The organism is Streptomyces sp. NPDC041814 (assembly GCF_055590565.1).
On record NZ_JBVJAM010000017.1, the window covers coordinates 124,734 to 147,623 of the forward strand.

General features: G+C 72.3%; 19 protein-coding genes. 4 read left to right on the top strand and 15 right to left on the bottom strand.

Annotated elements, in window-relative coordinates:
• Positions 1-231 precede the first annotated feature (231 nt).
• Positions 232-1,704: a transcriptional repressor NsdA gene (gene nsdA / locus ACZ6C6_RS32585; protein ID WP_469208128.1), complete on the bottom strand. Its 1,473-nt coding sequence runs from the start codon at positions 1,702-1,704 to the stop codon at positions 232-234.
• Positions 1,705-2,065: 361 nt separating this feature from the next.
• On the opposite strand from nsdA, the gene ACZ6C6_RS32590 reads away from it, so the two are divergent.
• Positions 2,066-2,725: a bifunctional DNA primase/polymerase gene (locus ACZ6C6_RS32590; protein WP_469208130.1), complete on the top strand. Its 660-nt coding sequence runs from the start codon at positions 2,066-2,068 to the stop codon at positions 2,723-2,725.
• 71 nt (positions 2,726-2,796) lie between these two features.
• Here ACZ6C6_RS32590 and ftsY read toward each other — a convergent pair whose 3' ends face one another.
• Positions 2,797-3,987 carry a signal recognition particle-docking protein FtsY gene (gene ftsY, locus ACZ6C6_RS32595; RefSeq protein ID WP_469208132.1) on the bottom strand — a complete coding sequence of 397 codons (1,191 nt, stop codon included), beginning with the start codon at positions 3,985-3,987 and terminating at the stop codon, positions 2,797-2,799.
• 124 nt (positions 3,988-4,111) lie between these two features.
• Between ftsY and ACZ6C6_RS32600 the strand changes: the two genes are divergently transcribed.
• Positions 4,112-5,491, top strand: a complete 1,380-nt coding sequence (locus ACZ6C6_RS32600) for a purine-cytosine permease family protein (protein WP_469208134.1) — start codon at positions 4,112-4,114, stop codon at positions 5,489-5,491.
• Here the strand turns inward: ACZ6C6_RS32600 and ACZ6C6_RS32605 are convergent.
• The 4 genes from ACZ6C6_RS32605 to ACZ6C6_RS32620 all read right to left on the bottom strand — a co-directional run bounded on the left by ACZ6C6_RS32605 (position 5,488) and on the right by ACZ6C6_RS32620 (position 11,900).
• Positions 5,488-6,912 (bottom strand): sugar porter family MFS transporter, encoded by a 1,425-nt coding sequence (locus ACZ6C6_RS32605; RefSeq protein ID WP_469208136.1) that lies wholly within the window; start codon positions 6,910-6,912, stop codon positions 5,488-5,490. The two genes, ACZ6C6_RS32600 and ACZ6C6_RS32605, sit on opposite strands and share 4 nt — an antisense overlap.
• 100 nt (positions 6,913-7,012) lie before the next feature.
• A complete protein-coding gene (locus ACZ6C6_RS32610) occupies positions 7,013-10,744 on the bottom strand; it encodes an AAA family ATPase (protein WP_469208138.1) in 3,732 nt (1,243 codons plus the stop codon).
• Positions 10,745-10,973: 229 nt separating this feature from the next.
• Complete coding sequence (locus ACZ6C6_RS32615) at positions 10,974-11,183, bottom strand: hypothetical protein (protein ID WP_018102403.1); 210 nt, start codon at positions 11,181-11,183, stop codon at positions 10,974-10,976.
• A 435-nt stretch (positions 11,184-11,618) separates the two neighbouring features.
• Complete coding sequence (locus ACZ6C6_RS32620) at positions 11,619-11,900, bottom strand: acylphosphatase (RefSeq protein WP_051093064.1); 282 nt, start codon at positions 11,898-11,900, stop codon at positions 11,619-11,621.
• Between the two features lie 142 nt (positions 11,901-12,042).
• Here ACZ6C6_RS32620 and ACZ6C6_RS32625 point away from each other — a divergent pair, with 142 nt between their 5' ends.
• Positions 12,043-13,035, top strand: a complete 993-nt coding sequence (locus tag ACZ6C6_RS32625; RefSeq protein WP_469208140.1) for a CAP domain-containing protein — start codon at positions 12,043-12,045, stop codon at positions 13,033-13,035.
• Positions 13,036-13,133: 98 nt separating this feature from the next.
• The gene (locus ACZ6C6_RS32630) at positions 13,134-13,538 is read left to right on the top strand and encodes a winged helix-turn-helix transcriptional regulator (protein WP_469208142.1); all 405 of its coding nucleotides are present in this window, start codon (positions 13,134-13,136) and stop codon (positions 13,536-13,538) included.
• Here the strand turns inward: ACZ6C6_RS32630 and mutM are convergent.
• The 9 genes from mutM to ACZ6C6_RS32675 form a co-directional block, all read right to left on the bottom strand.
• On the bottom strand, positions 13,535-14,395 hold the full coding sequence (gene mutM, locus ACZ6C6_RS32635) for a bifunctional DNA-formamidopyrimidine glycosylase/DNA-(apurinic or apyrimidinic site) lyase (protein WP_469208144.1): 861 nt from the start codon (positions 14,393-14,395) through the stop codon (positions 13,535-13,537). The genes ACZ6C6_RS32630 and mutM overlap by 4 nt on opposite strands.
• A gap of 81 nt (positions 14,396-14,476) precedes the next feature.
• Positions 14,477-15,301 carry a ribonuclease III gene (gene rnc / locus ACZ6C6_RS32640; protein ID WP_469208145.1) on the bottom strand — a complete coding sequence of 275 codons (825 nt, stop codon included), beginning with the start codon at positions 15,299-15,301 and terminating at the stop codon, positions 14,477-14,479.
• Positions 15,302-15,320: 19 nt separating this feature from the next.
• On the bottom strand, positions 15,321-15,494 hold the full coding sequence (gene rpmF, locus ACZ6C6_RS32645; RefSeq protein WP_003965982.1) for a 50S ribosomal protein L32: 174 nt from the start codon (positions 15,492-15,494) through the stop codon (positions 15,321-15,323).
• Between the two features lie 2 nt (positions 15,495-15,496).
• Positions 15,497-16,105, bottom strand: a complete 609-nt coding sequence (locus ACZ6C6_RS32650) for a YceD family protein (RefSeq protein ID WP_469208147.1) — start codon at positions 16,103-16,105, stop codon at positions 15,497-15,499.
• A gap of 213 nt (positions 16,106-16,318) precedes the next feature.
• On the bottom strand, positions 16,319-17,413 hold the full coding sequence (locus ACZ6C6_RS32655) for an ATP synthase subunit B family protein (RefSeq protein ID WP_469208149.1): 1,095 nt from the start codon (positions 17,411-17,413) through the stop codon (positions 16,319-16,321).
• 110 nt (positions 17,414-17,523) lie between these two features.
• On the bottom strand, positions 17,524-18,003 hold the full coding sequence (gene coaD / locus ACZ6C6_RS32660) for a pantetheine-phosphate adenylyltransferase (protein ID WP_328904471.1): 480 nt from the start codon (positions 18,001-18,003) through the stop codon (positions 17,524-17,526).
• Between the two features lie 26 nt (positions 18,004-18,029).
• Entirely contained in the window at positions 18,030-18,614 is a 585-nt protein-coding gene (gene rsmD, locus ACZ6C6_RS32665) for a 16S rRNA (guanine(966)-N(2))-methyltransferase RsmD (RefSeq protein ID WP_469208151.1), read from the bottom strand.
• Positions 18,615-18,717: 103 nt separating this feature from the next.
• The gene (gene recG, locus ACZ6C6_RS32670) at positions 18,718-20,982 is read right to left on the bottom strand and encodes an ATP-dependent DNA helicase RecG (protein ID WP_469208153.1); all 2,265 of its coding nucleotides are present in this window, start codon (positions 20,980-20,982) and stop codon (positions 18,718-18,720) included.
• A 63-nt stretch (positions 20,983-21,045) separates the two neighbouring features.
• Positions 21,046-22,680: a DAK2 domain-containing protein gene (locus tag ACZ6C6_RS32675; protein ID WP_469208155.1), complete on the bottom strand. Its 1,635-nt coding sequence runs from the start codon at positions 22,678-22,680 to the stop codon at positions 21,046-21,048.
• Between the last annotated feature and the right edge of the window lie 210 nt (positions 22,681-22,890).

Genomic DNA, 22,890 nt, shown 5'->3' on the forward strand with positions numbered 1-22,890 from the left:
GTGACGAAGGGAAGCGACGTGTTACGTCCCCATGAACCGCGCGTGCCGTACCCACGCTCGCGCCCACTCTGCGGCCCGGGCCGCATACGGTGCGGTTGCGACGCTCCGACAGGGGAACGACCACACGAACCGGCCACGGCGATCACCCGTTGACCTGGCAATGGGGGGAGCCGAAGTCGGTCTGTGCTGGGTGATCGTCGTGGCCGGGGTCTGGGGGCCCGATGGCCGTCGCTAGACGGTTTCCACGGTCTCGGGCAGCTGTTCGATGAGGAGTTCGGTGAGTTCGGCGACCTCGGGCACGTCCCCGAAGTCCCTGGCGGCGGTGTCGACGGTCTTCCGGAGCCGGGTGTTGACCCGCTCGGAGCGCACCTTTTTGGCCACGCGCAGCGCCTGCCCGGCCGGCACGGTGGACGCCTCGGGCTCGCCCTTGAGGAGGTGCACGGTGGCGAGGCCGATCAGATTGAGCGCGTAGGAGCGCTGGTGCTCGTCCTCCTCGCCGAAGAGCTGGACCGCCCGCCGCATGACGGGCTCGGCGAGCGAGGCGTACGTGGGGCTGCGGCCGGCCACATAGGCGAGGTCCCGGTACGAGTGCGAGTTCTCGCCGTTGAGCTCGGCCTCGGAGAAGAAGCGGATCCAGTCGGGCTCGGGCTCGCCGTCCACGCCCGCGTCCAGGAAGGTGTCCTCGGCCATCCGGACCGCCCGCTTGCACTTGCTGGGCTGGCCCATGTTCGCGTAGGCGCGGGCCTCCATCGCGTACAGCATGGCCTGCGTGCGCGGGGTCGCGCAGTCGCGGCTGCCGTACTGGGCGAGGTGGATCAGCTCCAGGGCGTCGTCGGGGCGGCCGAGGTGGATCATCTGCCGGCTCATGCTGGACAGGACGTACGAACCGAGCGGCTTGTCGCCCGCCTCCTTGGCGGCGTGCAGGGCGAGCACGAAGTACTTCTGGGCGGTGGGCTGGAGACCGACGTCGTAACTCATCCAGCCCGCCAGCTCGGCCAGTTCGGCGGCGCAGCGGAACAGGCGCTTGGCGGTGGCGGCGGGCTGGGGCTCCTGGAGCAGGTCGGTGACCTCGTGGAGCTGGCCGACGACGGCCTTGCGGCGCAGCCCGCCGCCGCACTGCGCGTCCCACTGCCGGAACATCATGGTGGTCGATTCCAGCAGGTCCAGCTCGGGGCCGGAGAGCCTGGACGGGCGGCGGGCGGCGGACGGTTCCGGTTCGGCGGCGGGGGCGGCCGCGACCGGTACCAGCCAGCGCTGCATGGGCTCGATGAGCGCGGGACCGGCGGCGAGGGCGAGGGAGCTGCCGAGGAAGCCCCGGCGGGCGAGCATCAGATCGCTCCGCGAGAACTCGCTGAGCAGGGCGACGGTCTGCGGGCCCGCCCACGGGAGGTCCACACCGGCCACGGAGGGCGCCTGGTGCGGGGTGCGCAGCCCCAGGTCCTCGACGGCGACGACGCTGCCGAAACGCTCCGAGAACAGCTCGGACAGGATGCGCGGGATCGGCTCGCGCGGCTGCTCGCCGTCCAGCCAGCGCCGCACCCGGGAGGTGTCGGTGCTGATGTGGTGGGCGCCCATCTGGCGCGCCCGGCGGTTCACCTGCCGTGCCAGCTCGCCCTTGGACCAGCCGCTGCGCACGAACCACGACCCCAGTTGCCCGTTCGGCCGCTTTCCCGCATGCGTCTCGCCTGCGCCGCTGCCACTCACGGATACGCCCCCATCCCGCCGAATACCTGTCGTGCGAAGCACCACCAGGATGCCTCGAACTCGTGTTGCCCGTACGGGCGTTGGGCCCGATCGAACAGAAAACCGGGTTGCCTGCGGCATACCCACGGGCGCACATACTTCCATGGTTCGTGTACCGACGGTAATCCTGTGATCACCGCACTCGCGAGGCCCTTTGCGTAATCGCCACCATTCGCCACCCCTTCGATTGAACGCCACCCCCATGGGCCGCGATTCACTTGACAGGACGATTCGCACGGGCGCGAGGAAGCGCCCGGGGGCGCGCGGGCGGTTGCACGCTCCTCTTCGTAACCACTGGCGAACCGGACCCGTTGGAGGGGGCATGGGCTTCACGATCGGAATCCGCGAGATGCGCACCGGCGCACGGCGTCGCGCCCGTGCCGCCGCCGGCGGTACGGAGGTGGCCGAGTACACCGGGCTGTGGGGCTGGGCCGTGGTGCCCGGGGCGCGCGCGGCGGGCGGCGCCTGCTCCTGCGGGGACCCCGGCTGCGCCGCCCCGGGCGCGCATCCGCTGGAGTTCGCCCGCGAGGTGCCCGCCGGGGCGACGCTCGACGCGGCGGCGCGCGCCTGGGCCGAGGTGCCCGGCGCCTCGATGATGCTCCCCGTGGGCCGGAGCTTCGACGTGCTCGACGTGGCGGAGGGGGCAGGGCGCCGGGCCCTGGTGCGGATGGAGCGGATGGGCCTGCCGCTGGGCCCTGTCGCGGTGACCCCGCAGGGCCGGGCACAGTTCTTCGTGGCGCCGGGCGCCGCCGCCGAGCTGCCCCGGCTGCTGTACCGGATGGGCTGGGACGACGCGGGGCTCGATCTGCGGGCGCTCGGCCCGGGCAGCCACATCACCGCGCCGCCCTCGGACCGGGGCGGGCTGGGTCCGGTCCGCTGGCTGCGGGCACCCGGGCCCGACAGCGCGACGCCGCCGGAGGCCCGGCTGCTGCTGGGCACGCTGGCGTACCTCTGTCACCGGTGGACGGCGCCCTGCGGCTGAGCCGCGTACCTTCCGGACAGCGAGAAGCCCGGCCGCGCGAGACGGCCGGGCTTCTCGCTGTCCGGTGGGGCTCAGTCCCCGATGAGCGCGTCCACGAACGCCTCCGGCTCGAAGGGGGCCAGGTCGTCCGGGCCCTCGCCGAGTCCGACGAGCTTGACCGGGACGCCCAGCTCGCGCTGGACGGCGATGACGATGCCGCCCTTGGCGGTGCCGTCCAGCTTGGTGAGGACGATGCCGGTGATGTCGACCACCTCGGCGAAGACCCGCGCCTGCACCAGGCCGTTCTGACCGGTGGTGGCGTCCAGGACCAGCAGCACCTCGTCCAGCGGGCCGTGCTTCTCCACGACGCGCTTGACCTTGCCCAGCTCGTCCATGAGCCCGGTCTTGGTGTGCAGCCGGCCGGCGGTGTCGATGAGCACCACGTCGGCGCCCTCGGCGATGCCCTCCTTGACCGCGTCGAAGGCGATGGAGGCCGGGTCGCCGCCCTCCGGGCCGCGCACGGTGCGGGCGCCGACGCGCTCGCCCCAGGTCTGGAGCTGGTCGGCGGCGGCGGCACGGAACGTGTCGGCCGCGCCGAGCACCACGCTGCGGCCGTCGGCCACGAGCACCCGGGCCAGCTTGCCGGTGGTGGTGGTCTTGCCGGTGCCGTTGACGCCGACGACCATCACGACGCCGGGGGTCTCCAGACCGCCCTCCGTCTTCACGGCGCGGTCGAAGTCGGTGCCGAGCTGGGCGAGCAGCTCCTCGCGGAGCAGGGCGCGCAGCTCCTCGGGGGTGCGGGTGCCGAGCACCCGGACGCGCTCGCGCAGGCGCTCGACCAGCTCCTGGGTGGGGGCGACGCCGACGTCGGCGGTGAGGAGGGTGTCCTCGATCTCCTCCCAGGTGTCCTCGTCCAGGTTGTCCCGGGACAGGAGGGCGAGGAGCCCCTTGCCGAGGGTGTTCTGGGAGCGGGCGAGGCGGGCGCGCAGCCGGACGAGCCGGCCGGCGGTGGGCTCCGGGACGTCGAGCGCGGGGGCTTCCGGCTCCACCGTCTCCGGCTCGGCCTCGGCGGGCGGGGCCGCGACGTCCTCGATGGTGCGGCGCGATTCCTCGCGCGGCTCTTCGGCCTCCTCGCCGACACGGGGCTCGGCGGGAGGTGTGATGGTCGGCGTGCTCGACGGTGCCGGGGGCAGCTGCTTCTTCTTGCGGCTGCTGACCACGAGCCCGCTGATCACGCCGACCGCGACCAGGGCGATGACTACAGCAAGGATGACGAATTCCATAACCCTCCCAGTATCGGTCACCCGGGACGGCAATCGAGGGAGGGACGGGTTCGGCGCAGGATCGCGGGCTCCTGCGGCCTTATGTTCACTTCGGCCGGTATGCCGGAAAGGTACGATCCTGGCCGTGGAGACCCGTGGCCTGGACCCCGTGCCCGACGAGGAGCGCACCGGCCGGGTCCGCGCCCTCTTCCCCACCTGGGCCACGGCCAACATGACCGTCCTGCTCGTCACCGTGGGCGCCGGGCTCGTCGTGCTGGGCGGGCTGAACCTCTGGCAGGTGCTGGTGGCGGCCGTGGTGGCGCCCCTGGTCTCGTTCGGCCTGGTCGGCTTCGTCTCGCTGGCCGGGAAGCGGGGCGGCGCCCCCGGCATGGCGCTGTCGCGGGCGGTCTTCGGCGTACGGGGCAATCTGGCGCCGGGCGCGCTGATCTGGGTGGCCCGGTGGGGCTGGGAGACGATGAACGCGGTCACCGGCGCGTACGCGCTGCTGACCGTGGGCGATGTGCTGTTCGGGGCCCGGGCCACGCCCGCGCTGATCATGGGAACGCTGCTCGCTTTCGTGGCGGGCAGCTTTCTGCTGTCGGGGCTCGGGCTGCGGGCGCTGCGGGTGTGCTGCACCTGGGCGGCGTATCTCTTCGGCGCCTTCAGCGTCCTGGTGCTGGTGCGTCTGGCCGTGACGGTGCCGTGGCACGCGGTGCTGGACCGGCCGCCCGGCGCGGTGTCGGCGGTGATCGCGGGCATCGGCACGCTGACGGCCGGGGGGATCAGCTGGGCGCCGTCCGGTCCGGACTTCGCCCGCTATCTGCCGCGCGCCTCGCCGGGCCGGGCGATGGTCGCGGCGACGGTGGGCGGGGCGCTGGTGGTGCTGGTGCCGCTGGTGGTGCTGGGGGCGGTGATGGCGGTGCGGACGCCGGAGCTGGCACTGACCGGTGATCCGGTCTCCTTCATCGGGGTCATGCTGCCGACTTGGCTCTCCGTCCCGTATCTGGTCGTCGCGGTCACGGGCATGGTGCTGATCAACGCGCTGTCGATGTACTCGGCCGGGTTCACCGCGCAGACCCTCGGCTTCACCGTGCCTCGCGCCTGGGCCGTCGGGGTGAACGCGGCGATCAGCCTGTTCCTGGGCGCGCTCCTGATGATGGTGGCGAGCAGCTTCATCGACGCCTTCGTATCGTTCCTGCGGCTGCTCGCGGTGACGTTCTCGGCGTGGATCGGGGTCTTCGCCACGGACATACTGCGCGGCCGCGCCTACGACCCGGTGGCGCTCATGGACACCGGCCGGGGCAGTGCGTACTGGTACACGGGCGGAGTCGCGTGGCCCGCCGTCGCCGCGTGGGGCGCGGGGCTCGCGGTGGGGCTGCTGTTCACCGGCGTGGAGTGGTTCACCGGCCCGCTCGCCGGTTCCTGGCCCGGCCGCAGCGGCCTGGGCTGGGCGGTCACGGCGCTCGTCTCGGGCGGCCTGTACGCGGTACTGCCGCGTCCGGGCCGCCCTGACGAAACGGTTTAGCCCATCTCTTCCAGCGCCTTGCCCTTGGTCTCCTTCACGAACTTGATGACGAAGGGGATCGAGAGCGTGGCGAAGCAGGCGTAGATGATGTACGTGCCCGAGAGGTTCCAGTCCGAGAGGCTCGGGAAGCTGGCGGTGATCGCCCAGTTGGCGATCCACTGCGCGGACGCGGCGACGCCGAGCGCGGCGGCGCGGATGCGGTTGGGGAACATCTCGCCGAGGAAGACCCAGACCACCACACCCCACGACAGGGCGAAGAAGAGCACGAAGACGTGGGCGGCGGTGAGGGCGACCGCGCCCTCGACGGTCGGGAGCTTGCCGTCTACCAGGTCGGCGGAGAAGGCCCACGCCTCGAAGGCGAGGGCGACGGCCATGCCGCAGGAGCCGACGAGAGCGAGGGGGCGGCGGCCGACGCGGTCCACCAGGATCATCGCGATGACGGTACCGATGATGTTGACGATCGACGTGGTGAACGACCAGAAGAAGGAGTCGGTCGGGTCGATGCCGACGGACTGCCACAGCGTCGCCGAGTAGTAGAACGCCACGTTGATGCCGACGAGCTGCTGGAACACCGAGAGGCCGATGCCGACCCAGACGATCGGCAGGAAGCCGAAGCGGCTGCCCAGCAGGTCCCTGAAGGTGGACTTGTGCTCACGGCGCATCGCCGTCTCGATCTCCTCGACCCGCGCGTCGAGGTCGACGTTCTTGCCCTCGACCTCTTCGAGGATCTTCCGGGCCCGCTCCCGCTTGCCGATGGAGAGCAGGAAGCGCGGCGACTCGGGGATCGCGAACGAGAGCAGCCCGTAGAGGACGGCGGGCACGACCATCACACCGAGCATCCACTGCCAGGCTTCGAGGCCGCCGATCTTGCCGCGCTGGTCGCCGTCGGCGATCTGCAGGATGCCGTAGTTGACGAGCTGGGAGATGGCGATGCCGATGACGATCGCGGCCTGCTGGAACGAGCCGAGGCGGCCCCGGTAGGCGGGCGGCGAGACCTCGGCGATGTAGGCGGGGCCGATCACCGAGGCCATGCCGATCGCGAAGCCGCCGATGATGCGCCACATCGCCAGGTCCCAGAGGGCGAAGGGGAGCGCGGAGCCCACGGCGCTGATGGTGAACAGGACGGCCGCGATCTGCATGCAGCGGATGCGCCCGATGCGGTCGGCGATCCGGCCGGCCGTGGCGGCGCCGATCGCGCAGCCGATGAGCGCGATGGCGATGACCTGGGCGAGTGTGCCGGAGCCGATGTCGTAACGGTGGCGGATCGCCTCGACGGCGCCGTTGATCACGGAGCTGTCGTAGCCGAAGAGGAAACCACCCATCGCGGCCGCGGCGGTGATGAAGATGACATGGCCGAGGTGGTCCGGGTGGGCCGAACGGGCCCCGGACTCCGGTCCTGTTCCTGGCGATGTACTGGTCACGTAAGGCCTCCCTGGCGCGGGGCCGCGGCATCGGACATGGGCGAACTGATCTCAAGTGGCGCACAACTTCGGCCCCGCCACCACTCGGCTACCCCCGCGCTCAGCGAAGACGCTGGCTGATCACCTTCGAGACGCCGTCGCCCTGCATCGAGACGCCGTACAGCGCGTCGGCGACCTCCATCGTCCGCTTCTGGTGCGTGATGACGATGAGCTGCGAGCTCTCTTGGAGCTCCTCCATGATCCGGATCAGCCGCTGGAGATTGGTGTCGTCCAGCGCCGCCTCGACCTCGTCCATCACGTAGAACGGGCTGGGCCTCGCCTTGAAGATCGAGACCAGCAACGCCACCGCCGTCAGGGACCGTTCACCGCCCGACAGCAGGGAGAGCCGCTTGACCTTCTTGCCCGGCGGCCGGGCCTCGACGTCGACGCCGGTGGCGAGCATGTTGTCGGGATCGGTCAGGATCAGCCGCCCCTCACCACCCGGGAAGAGGCGCGAGAAGACACCCTCGAATTCGCGCGCGGTGTCCCGGTACGCCTCGGTGAACACCTGCTCGACCCGCTCGTCGACCTCCTTGACGACCTGGAGCAGGTCGGCCCGGGTCTTCTTCAGGTCCTCCAGCTGCTCGGAGAGGAACTTGTGCCGCTCCTCCAGCGCGGAGAACTCCTCCAGGGCGAGCGGATTCACCTTCCCGAGTTGCTGGTACGCCCGTTCGGCCGACCGGAGCCGCTTCTCCTGCTCGGCCCTGACGAACGGCCTGGGCCGGTTACGCGGATGCTCCGGGTCCTCCGGCAGCTCCTCGCCCTCGGCGGGCGGCGACGGCGGCACCGGCTGGTCGGGTCCGTACTCCGCCACCAGACCGGCCGGCTCGACGCCCAGCTCCTCCAGCGCCCTGGTCTCCAGCTGCTCCACCCGCAGCCGTTTCTCGGCCCCCAGCACCTCGCCCCGGTGCACCGAGTCCGTCAGCTTGTCCAGCTCCCCCTTGAGGTCCCGGCCCCGCAGCCGCTCCGCGGCCAGCTCGCGCTCCCGCTCCCCTTTGGACGCCTCCGCCGCCGCCCGCTCCCGCTCCGCCCGTACGACGGACACCTCGACGTGCGCCAGGAGCTGCCGGGCGCCCGACGCCACGGCCGCCGCCACCTCCGCCTCGTGGCGCAGCCGGGCCCGCCGCCGCTCGGCCCGGGCCCGCGCCTCACGCTCGGCGCGCGCGGCCCGGTCCAGCGAGTCCGCGCGCCCGGCGAGTGCCTTGACGCGTTCCTCGTGCGTACGGACCTGGAGGCGGGCCTCCATCTCGGTCTGGCGGGCGTTGGCACCGTCGGCCGCGAGCCGGTCGCGCACGCCGGTGTCCGGTTCGTCGTCGGCACCGTCCCCGGCCGCCTCCTCCGCGACGAGCAGCCGCTCGGCCAGCTCCTCCGCCTCCTCGGTGGCCCGCTCCAGCGCCTCCTGGGCCCGGGCGGCGGAAGCGTCCATGCGCTCCGCCTCACCGGCGGCGCCCCGCGCCTGTCCGGCGAGCCGCCCGAGCTGCTGGGCCACGCCCGCCCGCTCCCGCTCGGCGGCGCGGCGCCGCTCCCCCAGCTCCTCGACCAGCGCCGCCGCCCCGGTCCGCCGCCCGGCAGCCAGCCGCTGGGCCTCGGCCAGTTCGGTGCACCGTACGGCGAGCCCCGCGAGTTCGGCGGCGGCCTCGTCCACGGACGCCTGCACTTCGAGGAGGCTGGGCGCCCCGGCGGAGCCGCCGTGCGCGAAGTGGGCGGAGAGCAGGTCACCCTCGCCGGTCACCGCGGTCAGCTCCGGATGCGCGGCGACCAGGTCCTCGGCGTCCTCCAGGGTCGCGACGACCACCATGTCCCGGACCAGCCTGCGGACGGCGGCCACCAGTTCGACGGGGCCGCTGACGAGATCGGCGACGTGAGCGGCGGAGCCGGCGGGGGCGAGGGCCCGCACGGTGTGCACGGGGTCCGGCGCCCGCGTCGCCGGTACGGCCTCCGCCGCGCCCCCGCCCTCCGTGCTCCGGGCGGGAAGCCCGACGTGCGTGCCGCCCCCGTGGTGCGGCGGGTGTGCCGAGGTGCCCTGGCCGGGTACGTGCCCGGTCGCGTCGCCGTCCCCGGCGGCGGCCCGGGCCGGCCCGCCCAGGAGCAGGGCCGCGCGCCCCGCGTCCTGCTTGCGCAGCAGCCGGATCGCCTCGGCCGCCGTCGCCGGGTCGGTGACCGCGACCGCGTCCGCCGCCGCGCCCAGCGCCGCCGCCACCGCGACCTCGTGGCCCGGGGCCACCGTCAGCAGCTCGGCGGCGGGCCCGAGCAGGCCGGTGAGCCGGTCGCGGGCGCCGAGCAGCGCCCCGGTGCCGTCCTTGCGGCGCAGCCCGAGGGCGAGCGCGTCGTGCCGGGCCGCGACGGCGGCGCGCTGCCGTTCGGCGGCGGTGGCCTCCTCGCGGGCCCGGGAGTGCGCCGCCTCGGCCTCCTTCAGGGCGCGGCGGGCCGCTTCGTGCTGCTCGCCGAGCTCGGTGTCCCCGGCGTCCAGGCCGTCGACCTCGGCCTTCAGCTCCTCGTACTCCTCCTGCGCGGCGACGGCCCGTTCCCGGGCCTCGTCGCGCGCGGCGGAGAGCCGGTCGATCTCCGCCTGGGCCGAACCGGCGCGGCTGCGGGCGGCGTTGACCTGGCCGTGCAGCCGGGCGAGCCCTTCGCGGCGGTCGGCGAGGGCGCGGGCCGCGTCCTTGAGCCGGCGCTCCTCGGCCGCCAACTCGCGTTCCAGCTCGTGGCGGTGGGAGGCGGTGTCGTCCAGCGCGTGTTCGGCCGCTTCCAGGGCGGCGGTCAGCTCGGCCTCCTGCTCGCGGACGCGGGCGGCCTCGCGCTCCATGTCCTCGGGGTCGCGGCCCCTGCGCTCCTCCTCGGGCGGGGCGGTGGCGCTCTTCACCCGGGCGTCGGCGAGCGAGATCGTGCCGCGTACCCGTTCGGCGAGCTGCGACAGCTCGTACCAGGTCTGCTGGGCGCGCTGGAGCCGGGGCGTCAGCCGCCGTACCTGGTCCTCCAGTTCGGACTCCCGGGCGAGGGCGGCCTTGAGTTCCGCCTCGGCGGCCTCGCGGCGCTGTTTGAGCGCGGCCTCGTCGGCGATCTCGCTGCGCAGGGCGGTGCGAAGCGTCACGAGGTCGTCGGCGAGGAGGCGCAGCCGGGCGTCGCGCAGGTCGGCCTGGATGACGGCGGCGCGGCGTGCCACGGCCGCCTGCCGGCCGAGGGGTTTCAGCTGCCTGCGCAGCTCGTCGGTGAGGTCCTGGACCCTGGCGAGGTTGGCGCCCATCGCGTCCAGCTTCCGCAGCGCCTTCTCCTTGCGCTTGCGGTGCTTGAGGACGCCGGCCGCCTCCTCGATGAAGGCGCGGCGGCCCATGGGGTCGGCGTGCAGGACGGAGTCCAGCTGGCCCTGGCCGACGATGACGTGCATCTCGCGGCCGATGCCGGAGTCGGAGAGGAGTTCCTGGATGTCCAGGAGGCGGCAGGTGTCGCCGTTGATCTGGTATTCGCTGCCGCCGTTGCGGAACATGATCCGCGTAATGGTGACTTCGGCGTATTCGATGGGCAGGGCGCCGTCGGAATTGTCGATGGTCAGCGAGACCTCGGCCCGGCCCAGCGGCGGCCGGCCGGTGGTCCCGGCGAAGATCACGTCCTCCATCTTGCCGCCGCGCAGGGATTTCGCGCCTTGTTCACCCATGACCCAGGAGAGCGCGTCCACCACATTGGATTTGCCCGAACCGTTGGGCCCGACGACGCAGGTGATGCCGGGTTCGAACCGCAGCGTCGTGGCGGAGGCGAACGACTTGAAACCGCGCAGGGTCAGGGCCTTGAGGTGCACGCCGCCGGACTCTACCTTTCACTCTCGGTTTCGCCGCTGAAGGTGCAGGGCACATCAGACGGTAAGGGAAGGGGTGTACGTCCGGGGCGGGACCTGCGCGAGACGGGGGAAAAGAAAGAAGGGACGCCGAAGCGTCCCCTGTGATTCTGCGGATCAGGCGGTGCCGCACGCGTGCCCGCGGCCTGACGGAGATTGCGGGCGTGGCGTGTGGGTCAGGTCGCCGTGCGGGTCAGGTGAGCGCCGGCTCCGCCTGGGGTACGTCGATGTCGATGCTGTCGAGCAGCGACTGGTGCTGGGCGGCGGCGTTGAGCGCGTCGTTCTCCTCCTGAATCCGTACGAGCTCGGATTCGAGGTCCTGGACGCGCTGCTGGAGCCGTCGCATCTCGGCGAGGAGTCGCGGGTCGGAACCGCCGACGTAACCGAGAAGCGCCTTTGCCATGATGGATGGTCCTCCACAATGAGTGACCGACCGATGCGGTGTGGGTCGTGAGGGATCGCACCCGCGGTGTTCGGCAGTGCTCACTGTCACTGCTGTCCTGCTGCCTACCAGCTCTGCCGAACAGCTGAGGTGCGCGGGGATTTCAGAGTCTCACCAAAAAGTTTGACGGTCAACACGATCACAGCCCACAGAGGCGGGCGTCCCGGGGCGCGCGGCGAGACGATCATGCGGCGCGACTCTCCGAAGGGGCCCTCAGGGGTACGGAGATCATCCTTAGGGCGGCAGCCTGGCATGCCAACCGAATCTTGGCAACCATCAGGACATTCCGCAGGTCATTTCAGGTGTGCGCGCGACGGGGGCGCATTCCGTCACCGCCCGCCGCGCATCGAACACAGGCCGAACACGGGTCTGTTTCGGGAGCCTTTCGGAGCGGTCTCAGCGGATCGCGAATCCTTCGTATCCGCCCCGCGGCGTGTCCCATATCTCAGTGACGCCGTCCACGCGGCCGGGTGTGTCGTCGGAGCGGAGCCAGTCGAGAAGACGGTGGCAATTCTCACGCGGACCCTCGGCCACGACCTGCACCCGGCCGTCGTCCAGATTGAGGGCGAAACCGGTGAGGCCGCCGATCTCCAAAGCGTTTGCCCTGGTGAACCAGCGGAAGCCTACTTGCTGTACTCGGCCGCGTACCCAGGCGGTGAGCCGTGCATCTTCGTTCATGCCCGAACGCTATCGGTCCCATTGTTTTCGAAGCACGTCCCGGCGAATCGCCATGGCGTACAGTCCCCTCGCAAAAGCTTCACTCGTTCGGGTGAGCACGGGCGTCGAAAACGGCGTCCAGGTCGTCAGAAGGGCACAGCAGATGGGACGCCATCGACGCAGCGCCGCAGCCCCCACCGCCGAGGAGCAGGCGGACGGGGCCTCGGCCCGGCACCGCGGGGCGGGCCGCAGGAAGCGGTCCGCGATCCCCGTGCGCACCGGACTCATAGGTGTCTCGGCGGCCGTGGCCGTCGGCGCCGTCGCCGTGGCGTCGGGTCTGCTGCCCGGCGGGGACAGCCACACCGTGAGCGGAGGCCCGACCGCCGAGCAGGTCCGCTCCCAGGCCGCCCCGGACCTGCTCACCCAGGGGGGCATCACCGCATCGCCCTCCGACCGCGCCTCCGCTTCGGCGCCGGCGAGCCGGGGGTCCGACCGCCCCACCGTGCCCAAGAAGTCGCATTCCGCCACGTCGAAGCCCTCTGATTCGGCCTCGCCGAGCGCCTCCCACTCGCCTTCCGCTTCGGCCTCGGAGCCGGCCGCGCCCGCCAAGTCCGCCTCGCCGTCGAAGACCGCGTCCGGACAGAAGACGCCGGCCCGGAAGAAGGAGTCGGCCGAGCCGTCCGCCTCGTCCTCGAAGGCCCCGGCGAAGGCCCCCGCCGTCAAGGCCGCGAAGTCCCCCGCGCCGGCCCCGTCGAAGAGCAGCGCGCCGACGAGCACTGCCGCGTCGGCCCAGGCCGCGATCCTGGCCCTCGTCAACGAGGAGCGCGGCAAGGTCGGATGCAGCCCGGTCACCGCGAGCGCCTCGCTCGCCTCGCTCGCCCAGGACTTCAGCGACGACATGGCGGCGCGCGGCTTCTTCGACCACACCGACCCCGACGGCAAGAGCCCCTGGGACCGGGCGGACGCGGCCGGCGTCTCGGGCCTCGGCGGCGAGAACATCGCCCGCGGACAGGCCGACGCGCAGGCCGTGATGGACGCCTGGATGAACAGCGACGGTCACCGCGCAAACATTCTCAATTGCGATTACAAGACGCTCGGCGTCGGCGTCCACTACGGGGCCGGCGGCCCCTGGTGGACCCAGGACTTCGGCTTCTGACCCGCACCACCGCCGCCACCATCGCCTCGTACGCCCCACTCGCCTCCCCCGGATCACACTGACTCAGGGAAAGCGCTGTGCGGGCGTACGCTGGTTTCATGGACCAGAGCACCGCACCGGAGACGTCGCCGACGGACGACCTGCCCTTCGACGTGTTCTCGAAGCAGTGCCCCTCGCGCGGCCTGCTTGAGCACGCCACCGGCCGCTGGGGCGCCCTCACGCTCGGCGCCCTGTACGAGGAGAGCCTGCGCTTCAACGCGCTGCGCCGCAGGGTCGACGGGGTGAGCGAGAAGATGCTGTCCCAGACGCTGCACGCGCTGGAGCGGGACGGCCTGGTGCACCGCGAGGCCCAGCTCACCAACCCGCCCCGGGTGGACTACGAGCTCACCCCGCTCGGCCGCGAGGTCGCCGAGCGGCTGCTCGCCCTGATCCACTTCGTGGAGGGCCGGATGCCCGAGGTCCTGGCGGCCCGGGCCCGCTACGACGAGGCGCGCGAGAACTAGGGCGTGTTGCGCGGCGGGCGCTGGCAGCGGGGGCAGTAGTAGCTGGACCGGTTCATCCAGGGGCGCCGCGCCATCGGCGTACCGCAGCGGTGACAGGGCTCGTCCTCGCGGCCATAGGCGTCGAGCGAGCGGTCGAAGTAGCCGGACTCGCCGTTCACGTTCACGTACAGGCTGTCGAAGCTGGTGCCGCCCTGGGCCAGGGCGGCGTTCATCACGTCGCGGACGTGGCCGAGGAGTTCGGCGGACCTGGGGCGGGTGAGCGTCGCGGTCGGCCGGTCATAGTGCAGCCGGGCGCGCCACAGCGCCTCGTCCGCGTAGATGTTGCCGACCCCGCTGATCAGCGACTGGTCGAGCAGCGCGCGCTTGACCGTCGTACGGCGCAGCCGCAGCGCCGTGTGGAAGGCGGCGTCGTCGAAGGCCGGGTCCAGGGGGTCGCGGGCGATGTGCGCGATGATGTCGGGCAGCCCGTCCGGGGTGTTCTCGTGGAGCGAGAGCCCGCCGAAGGTGCGCTGGTCCACGAAGCGCAGCTCGGTGCCGACCGCGTCGGCGAACCTGATCCTGACCCGCAGATGCTTCTCGTCCGGCGCCCCCTCGGGCTGGACGAGCAGCTGACCGCTCATGCCGAGGTGGCCGAGGAGCGAGCCCGCGGCCTCGTCCAGCGGCACCCACAGGTACTTGCCCCGGCGCATCGCCGTCCCGAACCGCGCCCCGGTGAGCCGGGCCGCGAAATCCACGCCGCCCGCGAGGTGGCGGCGGACCGCGCGCGGGTGCAGGACCTCGACCTCACCGGCCGTCCGGCCGGCGACCCAGCGCTCCAGACCTCGGCGGACGACTTCGACCTCGGGCAGTTCGGGCACGGGGAGGCTCCTGGGGCGAAAGGCGTACAGGGAAAGGGAGAACCCCCCGGCGCGCGTCGGCGCCGGGGGGTTCTCCGCAGGTCAGGCCGGAGCGACGTCCGTGGACGACGCGGGCTCGGCAGGGGTGTCGGCGGCCCCTCCGTCGGCGGCGGCCTTCGCCGCTGCCTCCCGCGCCTCCGCGGCGGCGGTGATCTCGCGCCAGGCGGACTCGGCCGCCTGCTGCTCCGCTTCCTTCTTGCTACGGCCGGTGCCGGTGCCGTACGAGACACCACCGACGCGGGCGGCAGCAGTGAAGGTCTTCTCGTGGTCCGGGCCGGTCTCCGTGACGAGGTACTCGGGGACTCCGAGGCTCTCGCTCGCGGTGAGCTCCTGGAGGCTGGTCTTCCAGTCCAGGCCGGCACCGAGGTTCGAGGACCTGTCGATCAGCGGGTCGAAGAGCCGGTGAACCAGCTCGGACGCCGCGTCGAGGCCCTGATCGAGATAGACCGCGCCGATCACCGCTTCCAGGGTGTCGGCGAGGATGGATGCCTTGTCCCGGCCACCCGTGCCCTCTTCACCGCGGCCGAGCCGGATGAAGGAGCCGAGTTCGAGGCCGCGGCCCACCTCAGCAAGCGCACGCGAGTTGACCACCGCGGCCCGAAGCTTGGCCAGCTGGCCTTCGGGCAGATCGGGGTGGGTGCGGTACAGCGTGTCCGTGACCACCAGACCGAGCACGGAGTCCCCGAGGAACTCCAGCCGCTCGTTGGTGGGCAGACCGCCGTTCTCGTACGCGTACGAACGGTGGGTCAGCGCACGCACCAGAAGGGCGGACTCGAGTTGGTACCCGAGCCGCCCTTCCAGAAGCGTGTGGGACGAGGCTGTGTTGACGTTGTCTGCCTGCTTCTTGGCGTGGGACAACTCAGACATCGGGCCTCTCACCAGCCGCTCAGACCTCGAGGACCTGGCGCTTGTTGTACGTGCCGCAGCTGGGGCACGCGATGTGCTGCAGCTTCGGCTCCTGGCAGCGCTCGCACGAAACCAGGGTGGGGACCGCAGCCTTCCACTGCGACCGGCGGTGGCGCGTGTTGCTGCGCGACATCTTCCGCTTCGGAACAGCCACGGCTACTTCTCCTGCTTCTTGTCGACGCCGGGTGCGGCGCCGCCCATGTTGTCCTTCTCGCCGTCCTGAATGGTCTCGGCGAGTCCTTGCAGTGCCGCCCAACGAGCGTCGACGGCATCGTGGTGGTGGCCGGGATTCTCGTCCAGCCTGACTCCGCACTCGGAGCACAGACCGGCACAGGATTCCTTGCACACCGGCTGCATCGGCAGTGCGAGCACCACCGCATCACGCAGCACCGGCTCGAGGTCGAACAGGCCGTCCTCGAGAAAAAGCCTGTCCTCGTCGTCCTCGGCGTCGTCGGCCGGATCCGCGGGCTTGCCGTGGTTCCGGTCATCGGCGTCAGGGTACGAGAACATCTCCTGGAAGTCCGCCTCGACCTCGCGGTTCAGCGGCTCCAGACACCTTACGCACTCCCCCTCGACCGTCGCACGGGCGGTCCCGGTCACGAGCACGCCCTCCATGACGGACTCAAGGCGGAGATCCAGCTCCACCGGCGCGCCTTCCGGCACTCCGATGACGTCGGCGATGCCGAGGTCGGCGGGGGCGTCCGCCGTGCGGGTCAGCCGCCTCATGGCACCCGGACGCCGGCCCAGCTCGTGCGTGTCGAACACGAGGGGGTTTCGGTGGTCGAGGTGGCCGTTCAGGGCTTCTCCTGCTTTCGGATCGAACGCGTCACGCGTGGTGGGAGGGGCCGGCCCGTCCGGAGTCGAAGCGGGCAGCCGGGATCGCGGACATACGCGCGACCGAAGAGCCAGGATACTGGACACACCGCCCAGCTCCCAATCCGGCCCTGCCCGGACCCCGGACCGCCCGCTCCCAGCGGCTCAGCGTTCCTGTTCGTAGCGGCGCAGCTGGTCCAGGTCGATCATGCTGGTGTCGAACAGGCTGGTCTCGTCCAGGGCGGCGTCGCCGTGCTGCGGCAGGGCCTGCTGGGGCTGGGCCGGCTGCTGCCAGGCGTCGTAGCCGCCCTGTCCCTGCATCGCGTCCTGGGCCTGGCCCTGGTCGTACCCCTGCTGCTGGTAGGCCGCGTACGGGTCGGACTGCTGCTGGTAGCCGTAGGCGTCCTGCTGCGCCCCGTACGCGTCCTGCTGCTGGTCCTGGTAGCCGTAGCCCTGGGCGTACTGCGGTTCCGGCTGGGCGTACTGCGGCTCGGCCTGGTGCGGGATCGGGAGCGGCTGCGGGGCCGCGACCTCGGCCAGTCCGGCCCAGTGGTCCTCGTCGCTGGTGTGTCCCTGGTCGCCGGCCGCGTCCTGGGCGGCGATGTGCGCGCCGAGCTCGTCGGTGGCGACCCGGCCGTGCAGCTTCTGCCGGCCCCGGCCGACGGCCTCCAGGGTCTTGGCGAGCACCGCCTCGAAGGCGCCGAGCTTGGTGTCCACGTACTCGTCGGCCCGCTGCCGCAGCGTCTCCGGGTCGGCGCTGCGCTCGGGGGCCTCGGCGAAGTCCGGGTCCTCGTAGCCCTGGGCGTCGAAGCCCTGGCCGCGGCCGAGGAGCTTCTCGCGGCCCCGGTCGACGGAGCCGATGGTCTTGGTGAGGACGACCTCGAAGTTGGCGAGCTTGCTGTCGACGTACTCGTCGGCCTCGGCGCGGACCTCGTCGGCCTCCTTGCGGGCCTCGGCGAGGATGCGGTCCGCCTCGGCCTGGGAGCGCCGGGCGATCTCGGTGTCGGAGATCAGGGAGGTGCGCTCGGCGTGCGCGTTCTCGATGATGCGGCCGGCCTCCTGGCGGGCCTGCTCGACCAGCTGCTCGTGGCCGCCGATGACCTCGGCCGCCTGGGCGAGCGAGCCCGGCAGGGCCTCGCGCACCTCTTCGAGCATCGCGAGCAGTTCGGCGCGGTTGACCACGCAGGACGCCGACATGGGCATGGACCGGGCGTTCCCGACCGTCGCGACGATCTCGTCCAGCTTCTTCTGCACGTCCACCGTGTGCTCGCCACTCTCTACTGCCGGTTGGAGACGGACGGGACGACTGTACGGCCAGTCGGCGCCCGCCCGACACCTGCGGTGCGTACGGCTGACGCGCCGTCAGGGGATCAGCGCTGCGCGAGGCGTTCGGTCAGGGCCCGCTGGACGACCGGCGGTAGCAGGTGGGAGACGTCGCCGCCCCAGGCCGCGACCTCCTTGACCAGGGAGGACGACAGGAAGCTGTAGGTGGGGTTGGTCGGCACGAAGAGCGTCTCGACGCCGGAGAGGCCGTTGTTCATCTGGGCCATCTGGAGTTCGTAGTCGAAGTCGCTGACGGCCCGCAGGCCCTTCACGATCGCCGGGATGTCGCGCTGCTTGCAGAAGTCCACGAGCAGGCCGTGGAAGGACTCGACCTGGACGTTGCCGAACTCGGCGGTGACCTCGCGGATGAGCTCGATCCGCTCCTCGACCGTGAACAGGCCCTTCTTGGACTGGTTGATCATCACCGCGACGTGTACGACGTCGTACAGCTTCGAGGCTCGGCCGATGATGTCGAGATGTCCGTTGGTGATGGGGTCGAACGACCCCGGGCATACGGCGCGGCGCAACTTGATTCCCTCGCTCTCCGGTCCGGTCATCGTGCGTCTTCGCACGTGGCGGCGGCGCGACCGTACCAAAGCGTTCCCTCGCCGTAGCGACGGGCCCGCAATGGCTCGAAACCCTTGGGCCAGCTGAATTCTCCGCCTCTGGTGCTGCGTTCCACGGTGACGAGTGCGTCGCTCGTGAGCCACCCCTGCGTACGGAGTGTGAGGAGGATCTCGCCAAGATCGTCGTCGGTGACGGCGTACGGCGGGTCCAGGAAGACCACGTCGTACGGCTCCGAGGGCGCCGGACCCGTCACGATCTGTTCTGCTTTGCCGCCGCGGACCTCGGCACCGGGCAGGCCCAGGGTGCGGGCGTTGTCCTTGACGGTGCGCAGGGCCTTGGCGTCGGCCTCCACGAGCAGGGCGTGGGCGGCGCCCCGGGAGAGCGCTTCGAGGCCGACGGCGCCCGAACCGGCGTAGAGGTCGGCGACCCGGATCCCGTCGAGGGTGCCCAGGAGCGCCTGCCAGGTGGAGAACAGGCCCTCGCGCGCGCGGTCGGATGTGGGCCGGGTGCCGGTGCCGGGCGGGACGGCCAGGCGGCGTCCGCCGGCCACGCCTGCGATCACGCGGGTCATGGGTGACTGGTCCTCGGGTCGGGGCGGCGCGCGGGGTGCCGTGGGCGCCGTACCTCCCACGATATGGCGTCGGGGAGGGCCGGGCTTCCCGGGGCGGGCCGGCTCACCCCTTGTCCAGGTACTCCTCGCGCTCCTTGTCGAGCAGGGCGTCCAGGGCGGTGCGCAGCTCGGGCAGGCGCTCCAGGCCGGGGTCGGCGGCGACGACGGCGACGGCCTCCTGGCGCGCGGCAGCGATGACCTCCTCGTCGTCGATGACGTTCAGGACGCGCAGCGAGGAGCGCACCCCGGACTGGGCCTGGCCGAGCACGTCGCCCTCGCGGCGCTGTTCGAGGTCGATGCGGGAGAGCTCGAAGCCGTCCAGGGTCGCGGCGACGGCGGAGAGCCGGGCGCGGGCGGGGCTCGCCTCGTGGGCCTCGCTGACCAGCAGGCAGAGCCCGGGGGCGGAGCCGCGGCCGACCCGGCCGCGCAGCTGGTGCAGCTGGGAGACGCCGAAGCGGTCGGCGTCCATGATGACCATCGCGGTGGCGTTGGGGACGTTGACGCCGACCTCGATGACGGTCGTGGCGACCAGGACGTCGACCTCGCCGGCGGCGAAGCGGCGCATGACGTCGTCCTTGTCGTCGGGCTGCATCCGGCCGTGCAGCACCTCGACGCGCAGTCCGTGCAGGGGGCCCTTCGCGAGTTGGGCGGCGATCTCCAGGACGGCGAGCGGAGGCCGCTTGTCGGCCTCTTCCTCGGCGGCCTTCTTCCCCTTCTTCTTGGCGGGGTCGTCCTCGTCGTCCCCGATGCGGGGGCAGACGACGTAGGCCTGGTGGCCGTTCTCGACCTCCTCGCGGACCCGTTCCCAGGCGCGGCTGAGGAAGTGCGGCTTGTCCTTGGCGGGGACGACGTGGCTGGCGATGGGTGAGCGGCCGGCCGGGAGCTGGTCGAGGACGGAGGTCTCCAGGTCCCCGAATACGGTCATGGCGACGGTACGGGGAATGGGCGTCGCGGTCATGACGAGGAGGTGGGGCGGTTGCTTCCCCTTCGACCGGAGGGCGTCGCGCTGCTCGACCCCGAAGCGGTGCTGTTCGTCCACGACGACCAGGCCCAGGTCGTGGAACTTGACCTTGTCCTCGATCAGGGCGTGCGTCCCGATGACGATGCCGGCCTCACCGGTGACCAGGTCGAGCAGGGCCTGCCGGCGGGCGGCGGTGCCCATGGACCCGGTGAGCAGCACGACCTTGGTGCCCTGGTCGGAACTCCCCAGCGCCCGCCCGTCGCCCGACCGCCGCCCCTCATCGAGAGGCGCTTCGCGCCACAGGCCCCAATGCTCGGCCAGCTCCCCCATCATCTCGGTGATCGACCGGTGGTGCTGCTGCGCCAGGACCTCGGTGGGCGCGAGCATCGCGGCCTGGCCGCCCGCGTCGACCACGGCGAGCATGGCGCGCAGGGCCACCATGGTCTTCCCGGAACCGACTTCGCCCTGGAGGAGGCGGTGCATCGGGTGCTCGGTGGCGAGGTCGTCGAAGATCTCCTTGGAGACCTTCTGCTGGCCGTCGGTGAGCGTGAACGGGAGCTTCGCGTCGAACGCGTCGAGCAGGCCGCCGGGGACGGGCCTGCGGGCGACGGCCGGGAGCTGGGTGTCGGCGTACCTGCGGCGGGCGAGGGCGACCTGGAGGACGAACGCCTCGTCCCACTTCAGCCGGTCCCGGGCCGCCGCCACGTCGGCCTTGGTGGCCGGGCGGTGGATCTTGAGCAGGGCCTCGGGCAGCGAGGTGAAGCCGCGGCCCTCGCGCAGGGCTTCGGGGAGCGGGTCGACAGCCTCCCGGGCGCTGGGCAGCACCGCGTCGACCGCCTTGGCGATCCGCCAGGAGTCGAGCTGCTTGCAGGCGGGGTAGATCGGCAGCAGCTTGCCCGCGAAGGCGTCCACGGCCTCGGTCGCCTCGGCGTCGTCCACGGAGGCGGCGTCGAGCAGCTGGTACGTGGGGTGGGCGAGCTGCATCTTGTGGTTGAAGACGGAGACCTTGCCGGCGAACATCGCGCGCCGGCCGGGCAGCAGGTCCTTGTGCGGCTTGTGGACGCCGTGGCCGAAGAAGACGAGCTGAAGGCGGCCGTGGCCGTCGGTGAGGGTCACTTCGAGGCGCTTGCCGCGTCCGCCGTTGAAGGTGAGGACGCGGGCGTCGGCGACCTGGGCGACGACCGTGACGTGCTCGTCCAGCGGGAGGTCGGTCAGCGCCGTGAGCCGGCCGCGCTCCTCGTACCGGCGCGGGTAGTGATGGAGGAGATCACCGACGGTGTGCAGGTCGAGGTGCTCGGCCATCACCTTCGCGGTGGGTCCTCCGAGCAGCTTCTTGAGGGGTTCTTCGAACGCAGACACGCGGTCCATTGCACACCACGGCAGTGACAGTTGTCCGTCGGGCGCCACCCGGGCCCGTCGTCGCGCCGGGTGCTATTCGACGCCGATCAGCAGCGGCGCGCCCTGGTGGCCGCCCCGGTAGGTGGTGGTGTCCACCGCCAGGTGGCCGTCGCGGACGTGCTGTTCCAGGGCCTCGGCCAGCGAGGGCGGGGTGTTCTCGCCCAGGACCAGGGTGACCAGCTCGCCGCCGGCCGCGAGCATCCGGTCCAGCACCTTGCGCGCGGTGCCGGGGACGTCCTGGCCGATGACCGCCACGTCGCCGTCGATGAGCCCGAGGACGTCCCCGGCCTGGCAGATGCCCGCCGTGGTCCAGGACTGCCGTTCGGCGACGGCCAGTTCCGCGTAGCGGGTGGCACCGGCCGCCGAGGTCATCGCGACCACGTCCTCGTCGAAGCTGCGGTCCGGCTCGTGGACGGCGAGGGCCGCGATGCCCTGGACGGCGGCCCGGGTGGGGATGACGGCGACCCGGATCCCCTGAGACCTGGCCTGTTCGGCGGCGGCGGCCGCGGTGTGGCGCAGGTCCGCGTCGTTCGGGAGGAGCACCACCTCGCGGGCGTGGGCGCGGCGGACCGCGTCGGCCAGTTCGCCGCTGGCGGGCGGTTCGCCGGGCCGGGCGAGCACCGTCGTCGCGCCGGCCTCCCGGCAGAGGGCGGCGAGACCGTCGCCCGGGACGACCACGACGACCGCGCGCCGGGCGGGCTCGGGGCGGGCGTGGGCGCGGTCGGCGGCGAAGTGGGTGATGCGGATGCGGTACGGGCGGCCGGCCTCGACGCCCGCCTCGACCGCGGCGCCGGCGTCGTCCACATGGACGTGGACGTTCCACAGCCCGTCGCCGCCGACCACCACCAGGGAGTCGCCGAGGGCGTCCAGCCGGGCGCGCAGCCGTTCGACGGCCTCGTCGCCCGCTTCCAGCAGGTAGATCACCTCGAAGGCGGGCCCGCCCCCGTCCCCGTCGTCGCCCGCCGGGCACTCCGTGTCGTCGCCCTCCGGGACGAACGGGACGGGGGCCTCGTACGGCCGCTCCGGTCCCCGTCCCGAGACCGCTTCGACCAGGGCGCCGAGCAGGGTGACCAGGCCGCGGCCCCCGGCGTCGACCACCCCGGCCCTGGCGAGGGCAGGGAGCTGTCCGGGCGTCGCGTCCAGCGCGGCGCGGGCGCCCTCGTAGGCGGCCCGGGCCACCTCGGCCGTGTCCGCGCCGGGGGCTGCCCGTCCGGCGGCGGCCGCGGCCCGGTCCGCGACGGTGAGGACGGTGCCCTCGACGGGGTGGGCGACGGCCTCGCGGGCCCAGGCGGCGGCCCTGGCGAGGGCGAGGCGCATCCGGTCGCCGCCGGTGCCCTCCGCGAGGACCCCGGCCATGCCGCGCAGGAGCTGGGCGAGGATCGTGCCGGAGTTGCCGCGGGCGCCGATGAGGGCGCCGTGTGCCATGGCCCGTACCGCGTCGGCGGCGGAGGGCACCGAGGTGCCGGTCTCGTGGGCCGCGAAGACCGCTTCGACGGCGGCCGCCGCGGATTCCACGGTCAGGTAGAGGTTGGTACCGGTGTCCCCGTCGGCGACCGGATAGACGTTGATCGCGTCGATCGCCTCCCGCTCCCGGCCGAGCGCTTCGAGGGCCAGGGAGCACCAGCTCCGTACCGCGACGGCATCCGGTTCGTCGGCGGTCTGCGGCACCTCGGGTCCTCCTCGGACGGGACTCGGAACGGGGACTCGTGACGGGGCGGGGGCGGCTGGCTGCACCGCAGGTTAGCCCCGGTCGGGGGGTGCGGGCGGTCCGGGGGCGGGGAGGGCGGGGGCGGAAGACATGGTAGTTTCGTATCTCCGGAGCAGGCGTTGTATGCTGCTTCGGTTGCCCGACGAAAGTCGGGACATTCCCCCGGTACC

Excerpts from the sequence above, each read along its gene's own strand:
- ACZ6C6_RS32630 (WP_469208142.1), top strand. The coding sequence starts at position 13,134 with ATGGACCAGAGCACCGCACCGGAGACGTCGCCGACGGACGACCTGCCC.
- ACZ6C6_RS32615 (WP_018102403.1), bottom strand. The coding sequence starts at position 11,183 with ATGGCAAAGGCGCTTCTCGGTTACGTCGGCGGTTCCGACCCGCGACTC.
- ACZ6C6_RS32620 (WP_051093064.1), bottom strand. The coding sequence starts at position 11,900 with ATGAACGAAGATGCACGGCTCACCGCCTGGGTACGCGGCCGAGTACAG.
- ACZ6C6_RS32625 (WP_469208140.1), top strand. The coding sequence starts at position 12,043 with ATGGGACGCCATCGACGCAGCGCCGCAGCCCCCACCGCCGAGGAGCAG.
- ftsY (WP_469208132.1), bottom strand. The coding sequence starts at position 3,987 with ATGGAATTCGTCATCCTTGCTGTAGTCATCGCCCTGGTCGCGGTCGGC.
- ACZ6C6_RS32590 (WP_469208130.1), top strand. The coding sequence starts at position 2,066 with ATGGGCTTCACGATCGGAATCCGCGAGATGCGCACCGGCGCACGGCGT.
- rnc (WP_469208145.1), bottom strand. The coding sequence starts at position 15,301 with ATGTCTGAGTTGTCCCACGCCAAGAAGCAGGCAGACAACGTCAACACA.
- rsmD (WP_469208151.1), bottom strand. The coding sequence starts at position 18,614 with ATGACCCGCGTGATCGCAGGCGTGGCCGGCGGACGCCGCCTGGCCGTC.
- recG (WP_469208153.1), bottom strand. The coding sequence starts at position 20,982 with ATGGACCGCGTGTCTGCGTTCGAAGAACCCCTCAAGAAGCTGCTCGGA.